A 19,607-nucleotide genomic window follows, 5' to 3' on the forward strand; every position below is an offset into this window, starting at 1 on the left:
GACACAGATGCGAGCGACACGGCTGTGAGCAAGACGGCTGCGAGCGACGCGGCTGCCACCGAGGTCGAGGGTGTCGTCATCACCAGCCCGGACAAGGTGTTCTTCCCGCAGCGCGGCGAGACCAAGCTCGACCTGGTCAACTACTACGTCTCGGTCGCCGAACCGCTCCTGCGGACCATGCGCGGCCGTCCGCTGCTGATGGAGCGGTACCCGGAGGGCGCGGGCGGGAAGTCGTTCTTCCAGAAGCGGGTGCCGAAGTCGCCGCCGGACTGGCTCGAGACCACCACGGTGTCCACGCCCAACGGCACCACCAGCGAGGCCCTGGTCGCGGCCGACATCCGGCACGTCCTGTGGGCGGTGAACATCGGCTGCCTGGGCTTCCACGTGTGGCCGGTCCGGGCCGAGCGCCCGGAGGTCACCGACGAGCTGCGCGTGGACCTCGACCCCTCCCCCGGTGTCGACTTCCCGCAACTGCGAGAGGCCGCGCGACTGACCCGGTCGCTGCTGGCCGAGTTGGGCATCGAGGCCTACGTCAAGACCACCGGGTCGCGCGGCCTGCACCTCTACGTCGCCCTGCAACCGAGGTGGGACGGCTACCAGGTGCGCGCGGCGGCCGTGGCGCTGGCCCGTGAGCTGGAACGCCGCCACCCCGAGCAGATCACCGCGCAGTGGTGGAAGGAGGAGCGCGGGTCCCGCGTGTTCGTGGACTTCAACCAGAACGCCCCGCACAAGACGGTGTTCGGCGCGTGGTGCGTCCGGCCGCGGGTCGGGGCGCAGGTGTCCACGCCGATCTCGTGGGAGGAACTGGCGTCCGTCGAACCGGACCGGCTCACCATCGCCACCGTGCCGGGCCGCCCGGACCCGTGGGAGGCCATGCCCGAGCGCCCGCAGTCGATCGAGCCGCTGCTGGAGATGTCCCGGCGGGACCTGGAGAACGGCCTGATGGACGCGCCCTGGCCGCCCGTGTACCCGAAGATGCCCAACGAACCGCCCCGCGTCGCCCCGAGCCGCGCGAAGAAGTGACTCCGCGCGTCGTCCCCTTCGCACGGAGAAGTAGTGCCGGTTTTTCCAATCGGCCGGGGTCCCCCGCCGGCGATGCTGGGCGCATGTTCCTGATCACCGGCGTCACCGGCACCACCGGCAGTCTCGTCCGCCGACTCCTGCTCGACCGCGGCCTGCCCGTCCGGGGCATGACCCGCACCCCGTCCCGTCCAGACGACGTGCGCGGCGACTTCACCTCCCCCGATTCCCTGGCCTCCGCGCTGACCGGTGTCACGGCCGCCTACCTGGTCACCGCGCCCGAAACCCCGGTTCCCGACGACGATCTGGCGTTCCTCGCGGCGGCCCAGGCAGCCGGTGTCCGGCGGATCGTGCGGCTGTCCGCCATCGGAACCGGGGAGGTGTTCGAGGGTTCCGTCCTGGCACCCCACCACCACACGGCCGACGAAGCCCTGCGCGACAGTGGCTTGGAGTGGACAGTCCTGCGGCCTTCGACCTTCGCCACCAACATGCTGCGCACCCCGGTCTACAACCTGACCGACGACGCCAAGCACGGTGTGATCGACCCGGCGGACATCGCGGCGGTCGCGGTGGAGGCCCTGCTGGGCGACCACCGCGGCGAGGTGCTCACGCTGACCGGTCCGGAGGCGCTGAGCGTGCCCGAGCAGGCGGCGGTCCTGCGGGAGTTCCGGCCGGTCGAGGTGGTGGACGTGGACCCGGCCACGATCGACCCGTCGTGGCGCGGCGGCGTGCTGTGGGCGCGGGCCGGGCACAGCGCGGTGGTGACCGACACCGTCGAACGCGTCCTGGGACGGCCGGCGACCCCGTTCGAGCAGTGGGCGCGGAAGGTCGGCTGACCGTCTGCTGACAGCGGATCGGCCTGGCCGGGCGGTGATCGGCGGTGGTTGTGTGTCGGTGTGGAGATCCTTGTGCTCGGCGGAACGGCGTGGGTGGCCCGGGAGCTGTCGCGGCAGGCGGTCGAACGCGGCAGGCGGGTGACCTGCCTCGCGCGCGGCAAGAGCGGAGAGGTCGCGGGCGGAGCGGCACTGGTCGCCGCCGACCGGCGTGATCGGTCCGCGTACGACCCCGTGCTCGACCGGGTGTGGGACGCCGTCGTCGAGGTGTCGTGGCAGCCGGGCTTCGTCCGCCGAGCGCTCGACGTGCTGGGCGGCAAGGCCGGGCACTGGGTGTACGTCTCGTCCGGGAACGTCTACGCCTCCCACGCCGTCGTGGGTGCCGACGAGTCCGCGCCCCTGCTGACGCCGACCGACCGGGACGAGGTCGACCAGGGGTTGTACGGCGAGGCGAAGGTCGCGTGCGAGCAGGCGTCGACGGCCGCCGTGGGCGACCGCTTGCTCATCGCGCGAGCCGGGCTCATCGGTGGTCCGGGCGACCACACCGGGCGCTCGGGCTACTGGGTCGCCAGGGCCGCCCGCGACCCGCGAGGCCCGATGCTGGTCCCCGACACACCGGACGCACCCACCCAGGTGGTCGACGTGCGGGACCTCGCCTCCTGGTTGCTCGACTCGGCGGAAACGGGCACCACCGGCACGTACAACGCCACCGGCCCGGTCGTCCCGTTCGGGGAGTGGGTCGAGCTGTCCCGGGCGGTCGGCGGGCACACCGGTCCGGTGGTCACCGCCGGGAAGGAGTGGCTGCTCGGCCAGGGCGTGGCCCAGTACATGGGGCCCGAATCGCTGGCGATGTGGCTGGTCGAGCCGGGCTGGGAGGGGTGGTCGACCCGGGACGGGTCCGCGGCCCTCGCCGCCGGACTGCGGCACCGGCCTCGGGCGGAGGTCCTGACCGACACACTGCGCTGGGAACGCGAGCAGGGCTTGGATCGGGAAAGGCACGCGGGCCTGAGCGCACGACGCGAACGCGAATTGCTCGACGCCCTCGCCTGACGGCGCCGGCGCGAATTGCTCGACGCCCTCGGCTGACCACGCGAACGCGCATTGCTCAAGGCCCTCGCCTGACCACGCGAACGCACTCTGCTCAAGGCCCTCGGCTCACGGCGTGGCCCCGGTGCTAGGCGGCGATCGGGGTCGCGTCCAGGACGGCGCGGCCGGCCGGGGTCAACCGGGCCGGACCCCCGCCCTGGCCCACGATGAGGCCGGCGCGCACCAGGCGTGGGCCGAGGAACTGGTCGCAGCAGGCCAGTCCGTCGACCAGCAGGGTGCCCGCCACGTAGGCGCAGCGGCCGGCGGCGACGGCGCGGAGGACGGCTCGGTCGCGGTCGGTGGTGGTGGCGTTCATGGCGGTACTCCTTCCGGGTCGGGGCGGGGTTGTCCCTACTACCCGTTCGACGAAGCAGCCTGCCGGGATTCGACACCCCTGAGGAAATTCTCGGGTGTACCGATTCCGACTCCGTGAACTCCTGCTCGCACCTCACTCGACCCGATTGTGAAACCCCGCCACCGCCATCACCGCGCCCTATGGACCCCTGGTGGACCCCCCTGTGGACCCCCGGTGGACCCGCCGTCCGCCGACTGCCGGACGCCCGCCTACTCGATCGCCGCCGCCGCCTGCCGGAACGCCTCCACCAACTGCGGCCACCGCGTCGCCCGGTCCCGGTTGATGGACTGCGGCGAGGGGTGCGGCGCGTTGAACACCTTCAGCCCGTACCCCTTGCCGGAGAGGTTCCACCCGGTCCCGGCCGGGGTCCCGAGTACGACCACCGCCTTGAGGCTCTTGAGCATCCGCAGCAGCTCGACCAGGTACGGGATCGCCGCCCGCAGGTCGGCCGGAGTGGGCGCGTGCCCACTCAAGTACCAGGGGACGACGTTCCAGTTCAGGCACACCTGCCGCGACAACCCCGCCTCGGCCATCGCGGTGAACCCGTTGACCGCCGTCTGGTCGTCGTTGTCCAGCGAGATGAACCCGGACCCGCCCTTGGCGACCGACTTCGGCCCCGGCGACTCCAGCAACAACAACACCTTCGCGTTGATCCCGCCACTGGCGGGGTCGAACAGCGGTACCTCCGCCTTGCGCTCCTGAGCGATCTTCTGGGCGAACTCGGTGAGCGGCTTCATGTGCGGCGCGGTGAGCAACGCCTTCTTCCGCAGGACGATCCGCGGATCGCGATGGCCTTTGGGCGCCGCGGGGAACACGTTGGTGGGCACGTACCCGACTGTCCAACGCGTCCCCACCACGCGACCATCCGCCGTCCGGGCGGTCGAACCGGTTCACGCCCCTGACGGTCCGTGTCTTTCCGCAGGTGTGCGGAAAGCCGGTCAACTGAAGGGCGTACGCGGGCGCTCCTCGCGGACGCCGTCCACGAAGATGTCCACCTTCTCGTTGTAGAAGGCGACCAGCCCGGCGATCCGCCGGCTCTCCTCCAACGGCGTCCGGTACCCCCACACCACGTTCTCGTGCACCGCGTCCCCCACCACCACGGACCAGTACTCGGCCGTCCCCTTGTACGGGCAACTGGTCCGCAGGTCGGTCGGCCGCAACAGGTCCATCCGCACGTCCGTCATCGGCAGGTAGTACCGCGCCGGCAACCCGGTCTCGAACAGCACCACCGGCCGCGACGACTCGGCCACCGTCACCCCGCCCACCTCGACCCGGATGTGCCGCGAGCTCGGCAGGGCGTCCACCCGCGTGTAGGGGTCGCGCGGGTGGACGTACACCGGCTCGTCTTCCTCGAACCACTCGTCCATCGCGTCCCACTCCAGCCGCACCAGCGACCGCAGTTCCTCGAACGGAGACTCCGCGTACCGCACCGCCGCCCCCTCGGCCACGGCACCGTCGACCTTCACGTCGTACACCGCGCCGTCGCCCCGGCTCGGGGACCGCCGCACCTCGCCGGTCTCCACCAGCGACGCCCGCACGTCCTCGGCCGGCAGGTAGTAGGTCGGGTAGTAGGGCTTCTCCCACACCAGGAACGGCCGCACGGTGTCCACCACCACCGACCCGCCCAGGTACGCCCTGACCCGCTTCAACCCCTGCTCGACCCGCACCCGCCCTCGTTCGCTCATACCCGGAGCTACGCCGAAAACCCCCGGGTTATTCCGGAAAAAGGACGCCCCCGCCATCAAGACGGGGGCGTCCCACGAGTCACCGCCCGCGGACCCGGCGGATCGTGTCGCGGTACCACAAAGCGCTGCTCTTGGGCGTGCGCACCTGGGTGTCGTAGTCGACGTGCACCAAGCCGAACCGCTTCGCGTACCCGTACGACCACTCGAAGTTGTCCATCAGCGACCAGGCGAAGTACCCGCGCACGTCCGCCCCCTGCGACCGTGCGAGGGCCACCGCCCCGATGTGCGAGGCCAGGTACTCGATCCGGTCGTCGTCCTGGACGCCACCATCAGCGAAAGCGTCATCGAACGCGGCCCCGTTCTCGGTGATCACCATCGGCACCCCGGGGTACTCCTGGCTGATCTGCACCAGCAGCGACGTGAACCCCTCGGGCACGATCTCCCAGTCCATCGCCGTCACCGGACGGCCGAACGGGACCGTGCGGTCGACCGGCAGGCCGGACGCGTCGGTCGTGCGGCCCTCCTCGTCCACGCCCGAGAAGCGGTGGCTGGAGTAGTAGTTCACGCCCAGCACGTCGATCGGCTGCGCGATGATCTCCAGGTCGCCGTCGTTCACCGGCAGCTTCACACTGCGCGCCGCCAGGTCCTCCACCACGTCGGCCGGGTAGTGGCCGCGCAGCAGCGGGTCCAGGTAGATCCGGCGGGACAGGCCGTCCGCGCGGCGGGCGGCCTCGCGGTCTGCCTCGCTGTCGGTCGCCGGTGAGGCGTGGGCCATGTTCAGGGTGATGCCGAACTCCGTGGGTGCGGTCGCCGCCGCGCGCATCCGTTGGGTGGCGAGGCCGTGCCCCAGCAGCAGGTGGTGCACGGCGTGGATGGCGGCCTCGAAGTCCTGGCGGCCCGGGGCCTGCCTGCCCTCGTAGTAGCCGAGCATCGCCGAGCACCACGGCTCGTTCAGCGTGGTCCACGTGCGGACGCGGTCGGACAGGGCGTCGAAGACCAGCATGGAGTAGTCGGCGAACCGGTAGGCGGTGTCGCGCTCGGGCCAGCCGCCGGCGTCCTCCAGTTCCTGCGGCAGGTCCCAGTGGTAGAGCGTGACCCACGGGTCCACGCCCTTGCCCAGCAGCTCGTCCACCAGGCGGTCGTAGAACGCCAGACCGGCCGCGTTCACCGGGCCCTTGCCGCCGGGCTGGACCCGCGGCCACGCCACGGAGAACCGGTAGGTGTCCACGCCGAGCGAGGCGATGAGGGCCACGTCCTCGGGCATCCGGTGGTAGTGGTCGCACGCGATGTCCCCGTTGTCATCGTCGTGCACCATGCCGGGCGTCCGGCAGTAAGTGTCCCAGATGGACGGTCCGCGACCGTCCTCGTGCACCGCGCCCTCGATCTGGTACGCGGAAGTCGCCACACCCCAGCGGAAGGTGGCGGGCAAGGTGTCGATCGCGGGGTTGCTCCCGACGGTCGGCGCCGTGGTGTCCATGGATCTCCTCTGGAGTTCAGAACCCGTTGTCGTGAACGGGATGCAGCAAGCAGGCCACGGTTCGGTCCCGATGTGAACCGGGAATGCCGAGCACCGGGACCTCCACACCGCAACGCTCCGTTGCGCGCGGGCAGCGTGGGTGGAACGCGCAGCCCGAGGGCATCGCGCGCAGGTCGGGTGGTGAGCCGGGGATGCCGGTCAGCTCGCGCTTCGGCCCGCGCAGCGCGGGGAACGAGTTGAGCAGGCCGTGGCTGTAGGGGTGCAGCGGGTCGCGGTACAGGTCGGCGGACGCGGCCTCCTCCACGATCCGCCCGCCGTACATGATCGCGATCCGGTCGGAGAACTCGACCAGCAGCGACAGGTCGTGGGTGATGAACACGACCGAGAACCCGAGCCGTTCGCGCAGGTCCACGAGCTGGCGCAGGATCTGCCGCTGCACCACCACGTCCAGCGCCGTGGTCGGCTCGTCCATGATGACGACCTTGGGCTCCAGCGCGAGCGCCATGCCGATCATCACGCGCTGCCGCATCCCGCCGGACAGCTGGTGCGGGTAGCTGTCGAGCCGGTCGGCGGAGATCCCGACCAGGTTCAGCAACTCCCGCGCCCGGTCCAGCCGCGACGCCCGGGTGCTGCGCGGGTCGTGCGCCTTGATCACGTCGGTGAGCTGCGTGGAGATCCGGTGCACCGGGTTGAGCGAGTTCATCGCGCCCTGGAACACGATCGCGGTCTCCGCCCACCGGAACCGGCGCAGCTCGGCGTGGCTCATCCGCAGCACGTCCACCGGGTCGCCGCCGTCGCGGTGGTAGAACACCTCGCCGGAGCGCACCACCCCGGGTGGCGGCAGCAAGCGGGTCAGGCCGTAGGCGAGGGTGGACTTGCCGCTGCCGCTCTCCCCCGCCAGCCCGAGGACTTCGCCCTTGTACAGGGTCAGGTTCACGTCCCGCAGGGCGCGCACGGCGTCGTCGCCGAGCCCGTAGTCCACGTTGAGGTCGCGGACCTCCAACACGGCGTCGCTCACTTGGCCTCCTCGCCCAGCACCGGCGTGAACCCGACGCGCATCCGGACCTTCCGCCCGGCCGCGGTCTTCACGGTGGTCTTCCCGCCGCCGCGCAGGCGCGGGCTGACGAACTCGTCGATGCCGAAGTTGACCAGCGACAACGCCGTGCCCAGCAACGCGATCGCCAGACCCGCGGGCACGAACCACCACCACGCGCCCTGCGCGAGCGCCTGCTGGCTCTGCGCCCAGAACAGCACCGTGCCCCAGTTCCAGCCGCCCGCGTCGGACACGCCGATGAACGCCAGCGTGATCTCCGAGATCACCGCGAAGATCACCGTGCCGACGAACCCGGACGCGATGACCGCGGTCAGGTTGGGCAGGATCTCGAACAGGATGATCCGCCACGTCGACTCGCCGGTCGCCCGCGCGGCCTCCACGTAGTCCCGGCGCCGCAACGACAACGTTTGCGCGCGCAGCACCCGTGCGCCCCAGGCCCACGAGGTGAAGCCGATGACCAGCGCGATCGTGATGTTGCCGGTGTCGGGCAGGGTGGACGTGATGATGATGATCAGCGGCAGCGCCGGGATCACGAGGAACACGTTCGACAGCGCGGACAACCCCTCCGCGCCGGCCCCGCTCAGGTACCCGGAGGTCACGCCGACCAGCACGGACAGCACGGTCGCCACGACACCCGCGATGAGCCCGACCAGGATCACGCTCCGCGTCCCGACCAGGACCTGGCTGAAGATGTCCTGCCCGAGGTGGGTGGTGCCGAACCAGTGCTTGCCCGAGGGCGGCTGCAACAGGTCGGCGCTGCGCTCGGACGGGTCGAAGGGCGCGATCCACGGCCCGACGACCGCCATGAGCACGAAGAACCCCATGAGCAGCAGGCCCGTGGTGGCCTTCGGGTTGGCCACGAACCGCAGCTTGCGCCGCTTCACCGGCGCGCTCACCACCGTGGTGGGTACGACGGCCATCAGCCCTCCCTCCGGGTCCGCGGGTCCAGCGCCAGGTAGGCCACGTCGGCGAGGAAGTTGGCCAGCAGCACCGACAGCGTGATGATCAGGAAGATGCCCTGCATCAACGGGTAGTCCTTCGCCCCGACCGCCTGGAACAGCTGCAACCCGAGTCCGGGGTAGGAGAACACGATCTCCACCAGCAGCGTGCCGCCGACGATGAAGCCCAGCGACAACGCGAACCCGGACACGTTGGGCAGCAACGCGTTGCGCGCCGCGTACCCGACCATGACCCGCCGCTCGCTCAACCCCTTGGCGTGGGCGACGGTCACGTAGTCCTCGGAAGCCACCGTGACCATCATGTTGCGCATGCTCAAGATCCAGCCGCTCATGGACGAGATCAGGATGGTGGCGGCGGGCAGCAGGCCGTACCGCAGGGTGCTGCCGACGAACTCCCAGTCCCAACCCGGCACCAGCCCGGTGTCGTAGGCGCCCGAGGCCGGGAAGAAGCTGTCCGGGCCGGTCAGCAGGGTGATCGCGATCAGGCCGAGCCAGAAGTACGGGATCGAGGACACGAACGTCGTCACCGGGATCAGCAGGTCCGCCCACGACCCGCGCCGCCAGCCGACGACCGTGCCGGCGGCCGTGCCGAGCAGGAAGCCGACGACGGTGGTGATGCCGACCAGGCCGACCGTCCACGGCAGGCCGTCGCCGATCACGTCCGCCACCGGGGACGGGAAGAACGTGAACGAGAGGCCCAGGTCGCCGCGGAAGAGCTGGCCCCAGTACCGGAAGTACTGCTCGACGACGCTCTCGTCCTTGTCCAGACCGAAGAGCACGTACAGGGACTGCACGGCCTCGGTGGTCATCTGGCCGCGGGACTTGGTGATCAACGCCTGCACCGGGTCGCCGGGGATCAGGCGCGGCACGAAGAAATTGATCGTGATCGCCGCCCACGCGGTGAACAGGTAGAACGCGATCCGCTTGAGGAGGAAGCTCACCGGTCCTCCCCGTACAGCCAGCAGGCGGCGAAGTGGCCCTCGCCGACGTCGAAGCGCGGCGGGACCTGGTCCGAGCAGATCTTCATCGCGTGCGGGCAGCGCGGGTGGAACCGGCAGCCCGGCGGCGGGTCGATCAGCGACGGTGGCTCACCCGTGCCGCCGTCCTTCTCCTCGGCCGCCGGCCGGTCGGGATCGGGGGCGGAGTCGATCAGGAGTTGGGTGTAGGGGTGGGCGGGGTGCTGGGTGACGGACTCGCTGTCGCCGCCCTCGACCACCCGGCCCGCGTACATCACGTAGGTCTCGTCGGCGAAGTACCGCGCCGACGCGATGTCGTGGGTGATGTAGAGGATGGCCAGCCGCAGCCGGTCTTTCAGGTCGCGGAGGAGGTTGAGGACGCCGAGCCGGATGGACACGTCGAGCATCGAGACCGGTTCGTCGGCGAGGAGTGCCTCCGGGTCCGCTCCCAGGGCTCGGGCGATGGCCACGCGCTGGCGTTGGCCGCCGGACAGCTCGTGCGGGAACTTGTCCACGTACCGCTCGGGCGGGGTGAGCTGCACCCGCGTGAGCAGGTCGTACAGCGCCTCTTCCAGGTCCTGGGGCGTCTTGCCGGCCCGGCCGTGAATCTTCAGCGCGCGGGTGAGGTGGTAGCGCACGGTGTGCACGGGGTTCAGCGAGGCGAACGGGTCCTGGAAGATCATCTGGACCCGCTTGCTGTACGCGCGGAACTTCCGGCCGCCCTTGGCGTGCACCTCCTCCCCGTGCAGCTTGATGGTGCCCGAGGTCTGGAGGTGCAGCTGCGCCAGCAGCCGGGCGACGCTGGACTTGCCCGAACCGGACTCGCCGACCAGCGCGGTGACCCGGCCGCGGTGCAGCCGCAGCGTCACGTCCTCGACCGCGCGCACGCTGCGGACGGTCTTCGAGAGCAGTTCGCGTCCCCGTTTGCGCACGGGGAAGTGCTTGGTCAGGCCTTCGGCCTCCAGGACCACGTCGGTGGTCCCGGAGGCCGTCGGCTGTGGTGCCGTCGTCATGCGGCCGGCTTCAGGTGCATCACGACGTCCAGCGCGTTCTCCAGCGTCGGCTGGGCGGGCGCGTAGGGGTTGGACTCCTCCGGCCAGCCGGTCCAGTTCTTGGTGCTGTACTGGCCGCCGCCGTTGGCCGCGGACGTGATCACCACCGGCATGTCCTTGACGTGCAGCCGCTGGAGCGCGTACAGCGCCTCGGTGCGGGTCTTCTCGTCGGGCGCGTTGGCGTAGTCGCGCAGCGCCTTGGTGGCCTCGGCGCTCTCGTACCGGCCGTAGTTGCCGTTGATGCCGCCGGTGCCGACCGGCTTGTAGAGGTCACCGTCCATGATGGACTGGTAGATGTCGTACAGGGTCGGGCCGTTGTTGGTCCAGTGCATGGCGGCCTGGAAGTCGCCGGTGTCCAGGGCCTTGGTCCACGAGTCGGCGTTCTGGAGGTCGACCGTGGCCTCGACGCCGATCTTGGTCACGTTGTCCTTGATGATCTCCAGGTCCGTCACGTAGTCCGACCAGCCGGACGGGACGGTCATCTTGAGCGTGACCTGCTCGCCCTCGGGCGTCTTGAGCTTGTCGCCCTCGTACTTGAAACCGTTGTCGGTCAACAGCTTCTTCGCCGCCTCGACGTCGACCTTGACGGTCTTGTCCTTGAACTCGGGCGCGATGAAGGACTCGCCGGCCGGGGTCGGGATGCCGGTGATGTTGTCGACCTTCGGGTAGAAGTAGCCGGCCTCGCCCTGGGTGAAGATGTCGTCGCGGTTGACGACCTGGTTGACCGCCCGGCGCAGGACCGGGTTGTCCCACGGCTTGCTCTTGGTGTTGAACCACAGGCCGTGCACGCCCAGCACCGGCGGGAACCACAGCTTGTAGTGCTGCGGGTCCTTGCTGGTGTAGACGGCCTGGTAGTTCGGGATGAACACGAACGACCACTCGCTGGCACCGGTGGCGAGCGCGGTGGTCTGCGCGTTGTTGTCGCTGTAGGAGGTGTAGCGGACCTCCTTGACCTGCGGCAGGTCCTGCCAGTACTTGTCGCGCACGGTCAGCGTCACCGTCTGCGGCGTGAACGACTTGAGCACGTACGGGCCGGAGCCGACCGGGTTCTTCAGCGTCTCGGTGGAGGGGTTCGAGATCGACGACCAGATGTGCTTCGGGACGACGAACTGCTCCATGATCTTCTTCTGGTTCACGAACTGCGACCGGGCGAAGCCCAGGGTCACCTCGTTGCCGGCGAAGGAGATGTCGCCGTACTGCACGCCCTCGATGTTCAGGCCGGGGTTCTTCTTGAGCAGCTCGAAGGTGAAGGCGACGTCCTCGGCCGTCAGCGGCTTGCCGTCGGACCAGGTCGCGCCGTCGCGGATGGTCAGCTTGAGCTTGCTGTAGTTGTCGGTCCAGTCCCACTTGGTGGCCAGCCACGGCTTGAACGGCTCGGTCACCTTGACCTCGTTGACCATCGCCAGCGGCTCGAAGATGAGCCTGCGGTAGCCCAGGGAGCTGGCCGCCGACGAGTTGAGGAACGGGTTGTTGTTCTCGGTCTGGGGACCGTTCGGCATGCCCACGTTGAGCACACCGTTGCCACCGCTCTTGGCGCCTTCGTTGCTGCTGGAGCAGGCGGCCGAGAACAGCAGTGCTACCGCGACGGCGAGGGCGGACGTTCGCCTGAGTCGCATGAGTTCTCCTTGTCGGGACCGGGGGGCGGAGCGAGCGCAGGGTGGGGGCGGACCGCGCGTGCCATCGCGGCTGGGACGCCGGGGCGTCCTCGTGTCGGGGGAGACTCAACCCCGGTGAGCCAGGTCACGTCAATAACGAACAGGTTACAAACTTAGTCTAATTTTAAGTCATGAACTAACTGGCCGTCATGCTGTACGCCATGCCGCCCAAGCGCACCACCGTCCGCGACCTGCGCCGACAGAACCGCTCCACCCTGCTGTCGACGCTGTTCTTCGACGGGCCGCTGAGCCGGCACGAGCTGGGTGCGCGCTCCGGGCTGTCCGCCGCGACGGTGTCCAACGTGACCGGCGAACTGGTCGAGGACGGCCTGGTGGTCGAGGCGGGATCGGTGGACTCCGACGGCGGCCGGCCGCGCGTGCTGCTGCGGGTGAACCCGGCGTTCGGGCACGTGATCGGGGTGGACGTCGGCGAGACCGGGATCAAGGTCGAACTGTTCGACCTGGGCATGACCCAGCTGGCGGCCGTGGAGCACGCCCTGCCGCCCGGCGATCCCGCCGCGGTCGCCGGCCTGATCGCGTCCGGGGTCGCGAAGGTCGTCGCCGAGGTGCCGGCTCCTTCCGTGCTGGGCGTGGGGATCGGTGTGCCCGGGACGGTCGAGCAGGGCGCTTCGGCGATCGTGCACGCCCAGACGCTGGGGTGGAACGGCGTCCCGCTGGAGGAGATGGTCCGGGCGGCGGGGGTCGACCTGCCGCTGTACGTGCAGAACGGGGCCAAGACCCAGGGCCAGGCCGAGATGTGGTTCGGCGCGGGTCGGGGCGCGCGGCACGTCGTGGTGGCGCTGGTGGGTTCCGGGGTGGGCGCGGCGGTCGTGACCGAGGGCGCGGTGTACCGGGGTGCCACCTCGTCGGCCGGCGAGTGGGGGCACACGACGATCGTCTACGGCGGTCGGCCCTGCCGGTGCGGGAGCTCCGGGTGCCTGGAGGCCTACGTCGGGGCCGAGGGGATCCTGGAGCGGTACCGGAAAGCGCGCGGGGGCCGGGAAGTACCGGGAACCGACGAGCAGTCCGGTGTGGACGGTCTGATCCGCGCGGCGGCCTCCTCGAAGACGGCGGCGCGCGTGCTGGAGGAGACGGCAGGGTACCTCGGAGCGGGGATCGCGAACCTGGTCAACTTGTTCAACCCGGAGCGGATAATCCTCGGCGGGTGGGCGGGGTTGGCGTTGGGCGAGCACTGCTTCGACCGGATCGTGGCGGCCACCCGAGCCCATTCCCTGCGCCACCCCTACGAGCAGACCTCCATCGCGCTGGGGCAGTTGGGACCGGACGCGGTGGCGGTGGGCGCGGCGACGCTCCCCGTGGCGGCCCTGCTGGACGGAGCCGCCGATGCGCACCAGCCGAGACGCGAATTTCGACTGTAATTCGACAACATCGCCCGACGTCCCATTTGGTCGAACCGATTGACCGGTCCGGAAACGATCTGGCAACCTCCCAGCACAGGATGTTAGCGCTAACAGGCCTGCTCGAACCGGCCATTGGAGCCGACAAACCTCGACGGTGGAGGAGAATCGCTGTGGATTCGATGGGCCAAGTCCCACCGAGCGGGTCGAAGCGGGTGAACGGCCGGCGCGGTCGTTGGGCGTCCGCGCTGGTGGCGACCGTGCTGGTGACCGGCACCGCGGTCGCGCTCAGCCCGAGCGCGGCGACGGCGGCGACCGTGGACACGAACGCCTGGTACGTGCTGGTCAACCGCAACAGCGGCAAGGCGATGGACGTCTCGGGCGCGTCCACCGCCGACGGTGCGGCGGTCACGCAGTGGTCCCGGCACGACGGCGCGAACCAGCAGTGGCAATTCGTGGATTCCGGCGGCGGCTATTACCGGTTGAAGTCGAAGAACTCCGGCAAGGTCCTCGAAGTCGACAACTGGTCGACCGCGGACGGCGCGAAGGTCCAGCAGTGGACGGACCACAACGGCACCAACCAGCAGTTCCGGTTGGCGGACTCCGACAGCGGCTACGTCCGGCTGCTCAACCGCAACAGCGGTAAAGCCGTGGAAGTGACCGGCCTGTCGACCGCGGACGGCGCGGCCGTCGTGCAGTACGGCGATTGGAACGGCGCGAACCAGCAATGGCAACTCGTCCGCGTGGGCAGCGGCACGACGTGTTCCCTCCCGTCCACCTACCGCTGGACTTCGACGGGCGCGCTGGCGACCCCGAAATCGGGGTGGATCTCGCTCAAGGACTTCACCAACGTCGTCTACAACGGCAAGCACGTCGTCTACGGCTCGACGGTCGACTCGAGCGGCCAGAACTACGGCTCGATGGCCTTCGGGCCGTTCACGAACTGGTCGGACATGGCGTCGGCCCCGCAGAACAAGATGGACATCGGTGCCGTCGCACCCACGTTGTTCTACTTCGCGCCGAAGAACATCTGGGTGCTGACCTACCAGTGGGGCGCGACGACGTTCAGCTACCGGACCTCCAGCGACCCGACGAACGCCAACGGCTGGTCGGCGCCGCAGGAGCTCTTCCGCGGCAACGTGCCGGGCAACACCGCCCTCGACCAGACGATCATCGCCGACGACACGAACGTCTACATGTTCTTCGCCGGTGACAACGGCCAGATCTACCGGTCCAGCATGCCGATCGGGAACTTCCCGGGCAGCTTCGGCACGTCGTACACGACCATCATGAGCGACACGACCGCGAACCTGTTCGAGGCGGTCGAGGTGTACAAGGTCAAGGACCAGGACCAGTACCTGATGCTGGTCGAGGCGATGGGCCAGAACGGCCGCTACTTCCGCTCGTTCACCTCCAGCAGCCTGAGCGGTTCGTGGACCCCGCAGGCCGCCACCGAGGCCAACCCGTTCGCGGGCAAGGCCAACAGCGGGGCGACCTGGACCAACGACATCAGCCACGGCGACCTGGTGCGGACCAACCCGGACCAGACCAAGACCATCGACCCGTGCAACCTCCAGTTCCTGTACCAGGGGCTGACCCCGGGTTCCAACGTCCCCTACAACTCCCTGCCCTGGCGACCGGGCGTGCTGACGCTCCAACGCTGACGGCCTGACGGATCACGGGGTCGGCGCCCTCACCTCTCGCAGGTGGGGGCGCCGGCTTTTGTGCGCCGTGGGGCTGTGAGGGCCGCCGACGAACGGGCCTTCAACCACGGCAGCGCACCAACGGCACCGAGCAGCGGCGGCGGACAGGCGGCAGCGCAGCAGCGGCGGGCGGCAGTGGCGGGCGGACTTGCTTGTGTGGCAGGGAGCGGGCTCCGTTGACGGTCGTGTCACGTCGGCGTTACGCTCCCGAGAGAGCGCTCTCTCAGCCGCCCCCGGTGCCACGGGGGCCTTCTCTCCGGGCTGCTCCCTGCCCCTTACCTCGTCAGGTAGGACCATGAGCCTCTCCCGTTCCCGGCTGCTCGCGTCCGCGACAGCCCTGGGCGTGGTCGCCGTGCTCGGCCCCGCCCTGTCCGTCTCCCCTGCCGTGTCTGCCTCTGCTTGGGCAGCCGAGTGCGGCACGACCAACGCCGCGCTCAACCGGCCCGCCACCGCCTCCTCCACCGAGAACGCCGGCACCCCCGCCACCGCCGCCGTGGACGGCAACACCGGCACGCGGTGGTCCAGCGCGTTCTCCGATCCGCAGTGGATCCAGGTGGACCTCGGCTCCTCCCAACAGGTCTGCCGGGTCAACCTCAACTGGGAGACCGCGTACAGCCGCGCCTTCCAGGTCCAGGTCTCCTCCGACGCGTCGACCTGGACCACCGTCTACTCCACCACCACCGGCACCGGCGGCATCCAGAACCTCGACGTGACCGGCACCGGGCGGTACGTCCGCGTGTACGGCACGGCCCGCGCCACGCAATGGGGGCATTCCCTCTGGGAGTTCGGCATCAACACCACCACCGACACCCCGACGATCCCGCCGACGGACCCGCGCAACCCCGACTTCGGCCCCAACGTCCTGGTCTACGGCCCCGAGTCGTCGCAGACCGACATGCAGAACCGGCTCAACGCCATCTCCACCCAGATGAAGACCAACCAGTTCGGCCCCGAGCGGTACGCGGTGCTGTTCAAGCCGGGCTCGTACAACGCCGACGTGAACCTGCGCTTCTACACCCAGGTCGCGGGCCTGGGGCTGCGGCCCGACGACGTCAACCTCAACGGGCACGTGCGGGTCGAGGCGGACTGGCTCCAGCAGGGCGACAACCCGAACAACCTCGGCAACGCCACGCAGAACTTCTGGCGGGGCGCGGAGAACCTGTCCGTGACCGTGCCCGCCGGGCAGGTCGAGCGGTGGGCGGTGTCGCAGGCGGCGGCGTACCGGCGGATGCACCTGCGCGGTCAGGTGCAGCTGTGGAACGGTGGTGACGGCTGGGCTTCCGGCGGGCTCATCGTGGACAGCAGGATCGACGGCTACACCGAATCCGGTTCGCAGCAGCAGTTCCTGACCCGCAACAGCAACCTCGCCGGCGGCTGGGGCGGGTCGGTGTGGAACATGGTGTTCGTCGGCACCCAGGGCGCACCGCCGCAGCACTTCCCCAACCCCTCGCACACCACCGTCGACACCTCGCCGGTCGTGCGGGAGAAGCCGTTCCTGTACCTGTCCAACGGCGAGTACCGCGTGTTCGTGCCCGCCCTGCGGCAGAACGCGCGCGGCACGAGCTGGGAGTCCGGCACGCCCGCCGGCACGTCGATCTCGCTGGCGGACTTCTTCATCGTCAAGCCGGGCACGCCGGTGTCGCTGACCAACGCGGCCCTGGCCGCGGGCAAGCACCTGCTGCTCACGCCCGGTGTGCACAAGCTGTCCGACACGATCACGGTGACGCGCCCCGACACCGTCGTGCTCGGCCTCGGCCTGGCGACGCTGACGCCGGAGACCGGCAAGGCCGCACTGTCGGTGTCCGATGTGGACGGTGTGAAGCTGGCCGGGTTCCTGGTGGACGCGGGCCTGACCAACTCCCCCGTGCTGCTCCAGGTCGGCACGCCGGGCTCGACCGCGAACCACGCCGCCAACCCGACCTCGCTGCACGACGTGTACCTGCGCGTCGGCGGGTCGCAGGCGGGCAAGGCCACGGTGTCGTTGCAGGTCAACAGCAACAACACCATCGTCGACCACACGTGGGTGTGGCGGGCCGACCACGGCGCGGGCGTGGGCTGGACGGTGAACACCGCGCAGAACGGCGTGGTGGTCAACGGCAACGACGTCACCGCGTACGGCTTGTTCGTGGAGCACTACCAGCAGCACAACGTGGTGTGGAACGGCAACGGCGGCCGGACGTACTTCTTCCAGAACGAGCTGCCGTACGACCCGCCGAACCAGGCCGCGTGGATGAACGGGTCCTCGCCGGGCTGGGCGGCGTACAAGGTCGCACCCTCGGTGACCACGCACGAGGCGTGGGGCGTGGGCGTGTACTGCTTCAACAACGCCAACCCGTCCGTGGTGACGGCGAACGGCTTCGAGGTGCCGCAGACCTCGGGCGTCCGGTTCCACGACCTGGTGACCGTGTCGCTGGGCGGGGTGGGCACGATCAACAACGTGATCAACAACGTCGGCGGCGTCGCGAACACCGCCAACCAGGTCCGCTACCTGGTCAGCTACCCGTGACGGGTGGGGGTGCCGCCGGCGCGGCACCCCCACCGCTCTCAGCTCGCGGCCGAGATGCAGAACAGGTGACCCTCGGGGTCGGCGAGCACGGTCCAGTTCCCCTCGCCGGGCTGGAAGTCCGGCTTGGTCGCGCCGATCCCGAGCAGGTTCTCCGCGGCCTCGGCCACGTCCGGCACGGTGAAGTCCAGGTGGACGTGCTTGCGGTCGTCGGGCCAGCCGGGGCCTTCGTAGCCCTCGACGCGCTGGAAACCGAGCTGGACCGCTCCCCCGTCGCCGATGAAGACGAAGTCGTCGTCGCTGTAGGTCACCTCCCAGCCGGTCGCGGTGCGGTAGAACTCGGCGAGCTTGCCGGGGTCCGCGCTGTCCAGGATGACGGTGGCGAGTTTCATCGCGGTCGTGCCCTCTCTTCGTGGTGGGGCACAGCTTCGCCCGATGGGGTGACGGCCGTATTGAACATTCTTGTCGTACCCCGCGCGTAGGGTCGTCGGCATGCGCACCGCGGTGGACTTGGCCGTCACTGCCGACTTCGGGGTCAGCGCGGTCACGTGCTCGGACCACCACACCGGCTGGTCGCCGCCGGAGGAGTCGGGGTCGCACCGGATCGTGCTGGTGCGGCGCGGGTCCTTCCGGCGGCGGGCGCGCGACGGGGTGGCGGAGCTGGACGGCACGGCGGGGTACGTGAGCGTGCCCGGGGAGGAGGAGCAGTTCGCGCACCCGGCCGGCGGCGACCTGTGCACGGCGGTGTGGGTGGCGCCGGAGCTGTGGCGGTCCGTGGTGGGCGAGGACCGGCCGGCGCGGTCGGTGCTGTACGTGGACGCGGCGGTCGAACTGGCCCACCGGCGCCTGCTGGCGGTCGGACGTCCGCTGGGCCCGGCACGGGTCGTGGACGACTCCGAGACAGGCGACCCGGACCGAGGGGTCACGGGCGGACCCGCCGTCGATGTCGCGTTCGGGATGGCGGAAGCACTCGTGCACCTCGTCGCCACCACTCAGGACCGGCCACTACCGGGTGCACGGGACCGGGCCGCCGTGTCCGCCGCCCGCGCCGCCATCGTCGCCGACCACCCGGAGTCACGCGGCCTGGTGCCGCTGGCGAGGCTGCTCGGCGTCTCCCCCTACCGGCTGAGCCGCGCGTTCAGCCAGGACCTCGGCGTGTCCCTCACCCGCTTCCGCAACCGCGTCCGCGTGGGCCGCGCGATGGCCCGCATCCAGGACGGCGAGACCGACCTGGCGGGCCTGGCCGCCGAACTCGGCTTCGCCGACCAGGCCCACCTCACCCGCACGGTCCGCACCCTGGTCGGCCACACCCCCACCGCCCTGCGCCGCCTCCTGCGCCCCACTTGACGAAGTAGCGACGGTTTTCGCCGGCGGCGGAAAGATCTTGCAGTCGCCGAACCACCGCTGGTTGGCTGACCGCGTGACGCGCGAACACCCCAACGTCGACCTGATCCACCGCTTCTACCAGGCCTACGGCGGCGACGACCCGCAGGCGCTGGCCGAGTTCTTCGCCGACGACATCCGCTGGACCATCCCCGGCCACCACCCCCTGTCGGGCACCAAGGTCGGCGCCACCGAAGTCCTCGCCTTCTTCGGCCAACTGGCCAAGGCGGGCTTCAAGGCCGACCCGATCTTCCTGGCGGCCGACGGCGACTGGGTGGTAGACCTGCACCGCGGCTGGAGCACCGACCCCGAGGGCCTGGACATCCTGTGGGCCCTGGCCTTCCGGATCGTGGACGGCAAGATCGCGGAAGCCGTGAACTTCTCGGCGGACCAACACGCGGCCGACGCCTTCTTCTGGCAGAAGTACCCCCTGGCCCCGATCCCCGACCGCCTCGCCTAGAACGCTTTTCGCGCGCAGCGCGCTGTCCGCGGTGGTCCCAACCACAGGTGGAGGGCCTCGGTTCCCCC

At 70.0% G+C, this 19,607-nt stretch carries 18 protein-coding genes; 8 read left to right on the forward strand and 10 right to left on the reverse strand.

Annotated elements, in window-relative coordinates; genetic code table 11:
* The first annotated feature begins 24 nt into the window (after positions 1-24).
* The 3 genes from ligD (at position 25) to DFJ66_RS10690 (ending at position 2,903) form a co-directional block, all read left to right on the forward strand.
* On the forward strand, positions 25-1,023 hold the full coding sequence (ligD, locus tag DFJ66_RS10680) for a non-homologous end-joining DNA ligase (protein ID WP_121220347.1): 999 nt from the start codon (positions 25-27) through the stop codon (positions 1,021-1,023).
* An 83-nt stretch (positions 1,024-1,106) separates the two neighbouring features.
* Complete coding sequence (locus DFJ66_RS10685) at positions 1,107-1,856, forward strand: NAD(P)H-binding protein (protein ID WP_121220349.1); 750 nt, start codon at positions 1,107-1,109, stop codon at positions 1,854-1,856.
* Between the two features lie 60 nt (positions 1,857-1,916).
* Entirely contained in the window at positions 1,917-2,903 is a 987-nt protein-coding gene (locus DFJ66_RS10690) for an NAD-dependent epimerase/dehydratase family protein (protein WP_121220351.1), read from the forward strand.
* Between the two features lie 124 nt (positions 2,904-3,027).
* Here the strand turns inward: DFJ66_RS10690 and DFJ66_RS10695 are convergent, their stop codons facing one another.
* The 9 genes from DFJ66_RS10695 to DFJ66_RS10735 form a co-directional block, all read right to left on the reverse strand.
* On the reverse strand, positions 3,028-3,255 hold the full coding sequence (locus tag DFJ66_RS10695) for a hypothetical protein (protein WP_121220353.1): 228 nt from the start codon (positions 3,253-3,255) through the stop codon (positions 3,028-3,030).
* Between the two features lie 248 nt (positions 3,256-3,503).
* Positions 3,504-4,121: a uracil-DNA glycosylase gene (locus DFJ66_RS10700; protein ID WP_121220355.1), complete on the reverse strand. Its 618-nt coding sequence runs from the start codon at positions 4,119-4,121 to the stop codon at positions 3,504-3,506.
* Between the two features lie 111 nt (positions 4,122-4,232).
* Complete coding sequence (locus DFJ66_RS10705; protein ID WP_121220357.1) at positions 4,233-4,979, reverse strand: DUF427 domain-containing protein; 747 nt, start codon at positions 4,977-4,979, stop codon at positions 4,233-4,235.
* 79 nt (positions 4,980-5,058) lie between these two features.
* The gene (locus DFJ66_RS10710) at positions 5,059-6,456 is read right to left on the reverse strand and encodes a GH1 family beta-glucosidase (protein WP_121220359.1); all 1,398 of its coding nucleotides are present in this window, start codon (positions 6,454-6,456) and stop codon (positions 5,059-5,061) included.
* A 16-nt stretch (positions 6,457-6,472) separates the two neighbouring features.
* Positions 6,473-7,474 (reverse strand): ABC transporter ATP-binding protein, encoded by a 1,002-nt coding sequence (locus DFJ66_RS10715; RefSeq protein ID WP_121220361.1) that lies wholly within the window; start codon positions 7,472-7,474, stop codon positions 6,473-6,475.
* Positions 7,471-8,430 carry an ABC transporter permease gene (locus tag DFJ66_RS10720; protein ID WP_121220363.1) on the reverse strand — a complete coding sequence of 320 codons (960 nt, stop codon included), beginning with the start codon at positions 8,428-8,430 and terminating at the stop codon, positions 7,471-7,473. Before DFJ66_RS10720 ends, DFJ66_RS10715 begins: the two co-directional genes overlap by 4 nt.
* Entirely contained in the window at positions 8,430-9,410 is a 981-nt protein-coding gene (locus DFJ66_RS10725) for an ABC transporter permease (protein ID WP_121220365.1), read from the reverse strand. Before DFJ66_RS10725 ends, DFJ66_RS10720 begins: the two co-directional genes overlap by 1 nt.
* A complete protein-coding gene (locus DFJ66_RS10730) occupies positions 9,407-10,438 on the reverse strand; it encodes an ABC transporter ATP-binding protein (protein WP_121220367.1) in 1,032 nt (343 codons plus the stop codon). Before DFJ66_RS10730 ends, DFJ66_RS10725 begins: the two co-directional genes overlap by 4 nt.
* A complete protein-coding gene (locus tag DFJ66_RS10735) occupies positions 10,435-12,093 on the reverse strand; it encodes an ABC transporter substrate-binding protein (RefSeq protein ID WP_121220369.1) in 1,659 nt (552 codons plus the stop codon). Before DFJ66_RS10735 ends, DFJ66_RS10730 begins: the two co-directional genes overlap by 4 nt.
* A 200-nt stretch (positions 12,094-12,293) precedes the next feature.
* Here DFJ66_RS10735 and DFJ66_RS10740 point away from each other — a divergent pair, with 200 nt between their 5' ends.
* From DFJ66_RS10740 to DFJ66_RS10750, 3 genes are all read left to right on the forward strand, one after another.
* On the forward strand, positions 12,294-13,511 hold the full coding sequence (locus DFJ66_RS10740; RefSeq protein ID WP_121230987.1) for an ROK family transcriptional regulator: 1,218 nt from the start codon (positions 12,294-12,296) through the stop codon (positions 13,509-13,511).
* Positions 13,512-13,672: 161 nt separating this feature from the next.
* Complete coding sequence (locus DFJ66_RS10745; protein WP_121230989.1) at positions 13,673-15,154, forward strand: non-reducing end alpha-L-arabinofuranosidase family hydrolase; 1,482 nt, start codon at positions 13,673-13,675, stop codon at positions 15,152-15,154.
* A 334-nt stretch (positions 15,155-15,488) separates the two neighbouring features.
* Complete coding sequence (locus DFJ66_RS10750; protein WP_121220371.1) at positions 15,489-17,699, forward strand: discoidin domain-containing protein; 2,211 nt, start codon at positions 15,489-15,491, stop codon at positions 17,697-17,699.
* A gap of 38 nt (positions 17,700-17,737) precedes the next feature.
* Here DFJ66_RS10750 and DFJ66_RS10755 read toward each other — a convergent pair whose 3' ends face one another.
* Entirely contained in the window at positions 17,738-18,088 is a 351-nt protein-coding gene (locus DFJ66_RS10755) for a VOC family protein (RefSeq protein WP_121220373.1), read from the reverse strand.
* Positions 18,089-18,188: 100 nt separating this feature from the next.
* Here DFJ66_RS10755 and DFJ66_RS10760 point away from each other — a divergent pair, with 100 nt between their 5' ends.
* Positions 18,189-19,043 carry a helix-turn-helix domain-containing protein gene (locus tag DFJ66_RS10760; RefSeq protein WP_121220375.1) on the forward strand — a complete coding sequence of 285 codons (855 nt, stop codon included), beginning with the start codon at positions 18,189-18,191 and terminating at the stop codon, positions 19,041-19,043.
* Positions 19,044-19,116: 73 nt separating this feature from the next.
* Complete coding sequence (locus DFJ66_RS10765) at positions 19,117-19,539, forward strand: nuclear transport factor 2 family protein (protein ID WP_246029682.1); 423 nt, start codon at positions 19,117-19,119, stop codon at positions 19,537-19,539.
* Positions 19,540-19,607 lie beyond the last annotated feature (68 nt).

Origin of the sequence: Saccharothrix variisporea (genome assembly GCF_003634995.1) — a bacterium.
GTDB lineage: Bacteria > Actinomycetota > Actinomycetes > Mycobacteriales > Pseudonocardiaceae > Actinosynnema > Actinosynnema variisporeum.

Coding starts and splice junctions, on each gene's coding strand:
- DFJ66_RS10685 (WP_121220349.1), top strand. CDS start 1,107: ATGTTCCTGATCACCGGCGTCACCGGCACCACCGGCAGTCTCGTCCGC.
- DFJ66_RS10695 (WP_121220353.1), bottom strand. CDS start 3,255: ATGAACGCCACCACCACCGACCGCGACCGAGCCGTCCTCCGCGCCGTC.
- DFJ66_RS10705 (WP_121220357.1), bottom strand. CDS start 4,979: ATGAGCGAACGAGGGCGGGTGCGGGTCGAGCAGGGGTTGAAGCGGGTC.
- DFJ66_RS10710 (WP_121220359.1), bottom strand. CDS start 6,456: ATGGACACCACGGCGCCGACCGTCGGGAGCAACCCCGCGATCGACACC.
- DFJ66_RS10720 (WP_121220363.1), bottom strand. CDS start 8,430: ATGGCCGTCGTACCCACCACGGTGGTGAGCGCGCCGGTGAAGCGGCGC.
- DFJ66_RS10730 (WP_121220367.1), bottom strand. CDS start 10,438: ATGACGACGGCACCACAGCCGACGGCCTCCGGGACCACCGACGTGGTC.
- DFJ66_RS10735 (WP_121220369.1), bottom strand. CDS start 12,093: ATGCGACTCAGGCGAACGTCCGCCCTCGCCGTCGCGGTAGCACTGCTG.
- DFJ66_RS10740 (WP_121230987.1), top strand. CDS start 12,294: ATGCCGCCCAAGCGCACCACCGTCCGCGACCTGCGCCGACAGAACCGC.
- DFJ66_RS10745 (WP_121230989.1), top strand. CDS start 13,673: ATGGGCCAAGTCCCACCGAGCGGGTCGAAGCGGGTGAACGGCCGGCGC.
- DFJ66_RS10750 (WP_121220371.1), top strand. CDS start 15,489: ATGAGCCTCTCCCGTTCCCGGCTGCTCGCGTCCGCGACAGCCCTGGGC.
- DFJ66_RS10755 (WP_121220373.1), bottom strand. CDS start 18,088: ATGAAACTCGCCACCGTCATCCTGGACAGCGCGGACCCCGGCAAGCTC.
- DFJ66_RS10760 (WP_121220375.1), top strand. CDS start 18,189: ATGCGCACCGCGGTGGACTTGGCCGTCACTGCCGACTTCGGGGTCAGC.